This is a genomic window from Candidatus Magnetaquicoccus inordinatus (genome assembly GCF_004217665.1).
Classification (GTDB): Bacteria; Pseudomonadota; Magnetococcia; order Magnetococcales; family Magnetaquicoccaceae; genus Magnetaquicoccus; species Magnetaquicoccus inordinatus.
The window spans coordinates 1-3,205 of record NZ_RXIU01000300.1 but is presented as its reverse complement, the minus strand read 5'-3'; the positions used below and the strand labels follow the sequence as shown (position 1 = coordinate 3,205).

The window sequence follows — 3,205 nt, the reverse complement described above, 5'->3', positions numbered from 1 at the left end:
CAATGTGCGCTACCTGCGGCAAGCAGCTTTATCCTGGAGATTGCCGGTTGGGGCAGCATATCGATAGACTATTTATCACCTGATGACGACAACAACTACCCGGTCCGTCTGCAAGGCAGGCAGTCTGCAAGCAGTCGCACAATCCAATGCCGCCTCAAAAAGTGTGGCTCAGAAAACAATCAACTGGATGCACCCGCAATCGATAACTGCATCTTGTTATAAACTGTGAACTGCAACAGCCTCTTCCTGATCCTTGGCCAAATGGAGCGGTTTTTGCGTGGTGACCAGCAATTGGCCATCCACTTCGCTTACCACCACTCCCCCACCTTGTCGCAACTCGCCAAACAGCAGTTCATCGGCCAAAGGCTGACGAATCTTCTCTTTGATCAGACGCTCCATAGGCCGGGCACCATTTTTGCGGTCATAACCTTGCTGCGCCAACCAGTTGCGGGCACTCTCCTCCACCTGCAGGCTGACCTGTTTTTTCTCCAGATCCACCTCCAAAGCGATTAAAAATTTATCCACAACCCGCAAGATGGTAGAGCGCTCCAAAGGTGCAAAGGGGACAATGGCATCCAGACGATTGCGAAATTCCGGCGAAAACAGACGCCGAATCTCTTTCATCTCATCCCCTTGATGATTTTGCAGCACAAAGCCCACCGAAGCCCGATCCACATCTTGTGCCCCGGCGTTGGTGGTCATAATCAAAATGATATGGCGGAAATTGGCTTTCCGACCATTATTGTCGGTCAAAATACCATGATCCATCACCTGCAATAGCAGGTTAAAGAGATCAGGATGGGCCTTTTCCACCTCATCAAGCAACAGCACGGCATGTGGATTTTTGGTGACCGCCTCGGTCAACAACCCTGCCTGATCAAAACCCACATATCCCGGAGGCGCCCCAATCAGACGAGAAACGGTATGCGACTCCATATATTCACTCATATCAAAGCGCAACAACTCCACTCCCAGCGCCCGGGCCAAAAGACGGGCCAGTTCGGTTTTACCCACTCCGGTCGGCCCGGAAAGCAGAAAACAGCCCACCGGCTTTTCTGGATTGCCCAATCCTGCCCGCGACAAACGAATCGACCGACAGACCCGCTGCACCGCCTCATCCTGACCAAACAGAGAGAGTCGCACATTGCTTTCCAGATGCTCAAGCACAGTTCGGTCATCATGAGAGACCGAATGGGAAGGTATACGGGCCATACGTGCGACAATGGTTTCAATCTCCATAACATCGACCAATGGTTTGCGCTGTTCCACAGGCAACAACTGCATCGCTGCCCCCGCCTCATCCATCACATCTATCGCCGAATCAGGATGCTTGCGATCGGTAATATGCCGCGCCGACAACTCTGCCGCACTCTGAATGGCATTCAAGGTATATTGAATGCCATGGTGCTCTTCGTAGCGCAGCTTCAACCCTTTCAAAATCTCTACCGTCTCCGCCAGTGAGGGTTCTGGCACCTCAATTTTCTGAAAACGCCGCGACAGCGCCTTATCCTTCTCGAAGGTTCCCCGAAACTCTTCATAGGTGGTCGAACCGATACAGCGCAACTGGCCACTGGCCAACAACGGCTTGAGCAGATTGGAGGCATCCATTGTCCCGCCGCTGGTCGCTCCGGCACCAATCACCGTATGAATCTCATCAATAAACAAAATGGCACCAGAACGCTCTTGCAACGCCTTCAACACACTCTTCAAGCGGGCTTCAAAATCGCCACGAAATTTGGTACCGGCCAACAACGACCCCATATCCAAGGAGTAGACAACGCTCTCACGCAACAGCTCGGGCACCTCACCGGCAACAATCTTCAAGGCCACACCCTCCGCCAAATGGGTCTTGCCCACACCCGCCTCACCCACAAACAGCGGATTATTTTTCCGTCTCCGACAGAGGATTTGAAAAGTCCGTTGGATCTCTTCTTCCCGACCAATCAACGGATCAATGGCGCCACGACGCACCTCCGCATTCAAATCCAACGTATAGAGCGCCAAAGGATCCTTGTTGGCATCGGTAGAGCGCGCACCCTCTGTCGTGGCTGAGGGTTCATCACTGCGCATACTCTCCCCCTCTGCCGGTGTACCATGGGCAATCACGGTCTGTACATCCAGACGACTCACATTTTGTCGTCCCAGAAAAAAGACCGCATGCGACTCCTTCTCACCAAAAATGGCTACCAGAACATGTGCCCCGGTCACCATATTTTTTCCTGCCGATTGCACCTGGTAGGCAGCGCGTTGAATCACCCGTTGAAAACCGATAGTCGGGGTGACCTCTGTAGGACTAACCCCGCGCTCCAGAGCAGGGACATGCACACTTAAATGGGCCTCCAGATCATTGGCCAATGCACCCAAATCACAGTCACATTGCAGCAATACCGCAGTCGCCTCTGGATTTTCCAACAAGGCCAGCAACAGATGCTCTACCGTTGCATATTGATGGCGGCGCAACTGAGCACTGCGTATCGCTTTATTCAGGGTCAATTCAAGGTGTCGACTGATCATCCGCTCTCTCTTTCAACTCTTTTCCATCCGACAGCATAACGGATGAGAATGGTCACGGGCATAACGATTGACCTGCATCACTTTTGTCTCCGCAATATCCCGCGGATAAATACCACATATTCCACTGCCATGATGATGCACATTCAACATGATACTCACCGAATCCTCCATGGATTTTTGGAAAAATTTTATAATCAACTCGACCACAAAATCCATAGGTGTAAAATCATCATTCAACAACAGCACCTTATACATCGGCGGCTCTTGATTTTTCAGTTCGCTCACATGGAGCAACTCCGCATCGTGCGCAGGATCATGTTCGTGTGTAGACATAGCAGACAGCCAATTGATAAGTAAGTTTCCTTAAAAACAGTCGGAAGCAGCCGACCAGACCTTTTTTTTTCAATGTAACATGATTCACAGCCACAGGAAAAGCGCTTTGTCACCCCATTTCAGGGCAATCGCATTTGCCAATTTCCTTACGGTTGCCATAAGCAAAACGGTGCATGTCGGGTGTCCGCCCTCCCAAAGAGTGCCCCTGCGGGGCACAAATCTGTGCGGCGTGCGCGAATGCTTGCGCATTCGCTTTTGTGAAACGCCGCACATTTTCAGCAGGGCTTTGCCCTGCACCCACCAGGAGGAGATAATCTCCTCCTGGACCTCCCTGATAATTTTCTGATTTTCAAATGCG

General features: G+C 51.5%; 3 protein-coding genes. 1 reads left to right on the top strand and 2 read right to left on the bottom strand.

All coding sequences use genetic code 11. The annotated features are described in order from the left end of the window. A partial coding sequence (locus EJP87_RS18680; RefSeq protein ID WP_227657671.1) for a hypothetical protein occupies window positions 1-222 on the top strand: 222 nt, incomplete at its 5' end. Here EJP87_RS18680 and clpA read toward each other — a convergent pair. Both clpA and clpS read right to left on the bottom strand, forming a co-directional pair. After that, window positions 217-2,514 (bottom strand): ATP-dependent Clp protease ATP-binding subunit ClpA, encoded by a 2,298-nt coding sequence (clpA, locus tag EJP87_RS14905; RefSeq protein ID WP_130472653.1) that lies wholly within the window; start codon window positions 2,512-2,514, stop codon window positions 217-219. The genes EJP87_RS18680 and clpA overlap by 6 nt on opposite strands. Window positions 2,515-2,526: 12 nt before the next feature. Beyond that, window positions 2,527-2,847, bottom strand: coding sequence for an ATP-dependent Clp protease adapter ClpS (gene clpS / locus EJP87_RS14900; RefSeq protein WP_130472652.1), 321 nt, complete (start codon window positions 2,845-2,847; stop codon window positions 2,527-2,529). Window positions 2,848-3,205 lie beyond the last annotated feature (358 nt).

Excerpts from the sequence above, each read along its gene's own strand:
- clpA (WP_130472653.1), bottom strand. The coding sequence starts at position 2,514 with ATGATCAGTCGACACCTTGAATTGACCCTGAATAAAGCGATACGCAGT.
- clpS (WP_130472652.1), bottom strand. The coding sequence starts at position 2,847 with ATGTCTACACACGAACATGATCCTGCGCACGATGCGGAGTTGCTCCAT.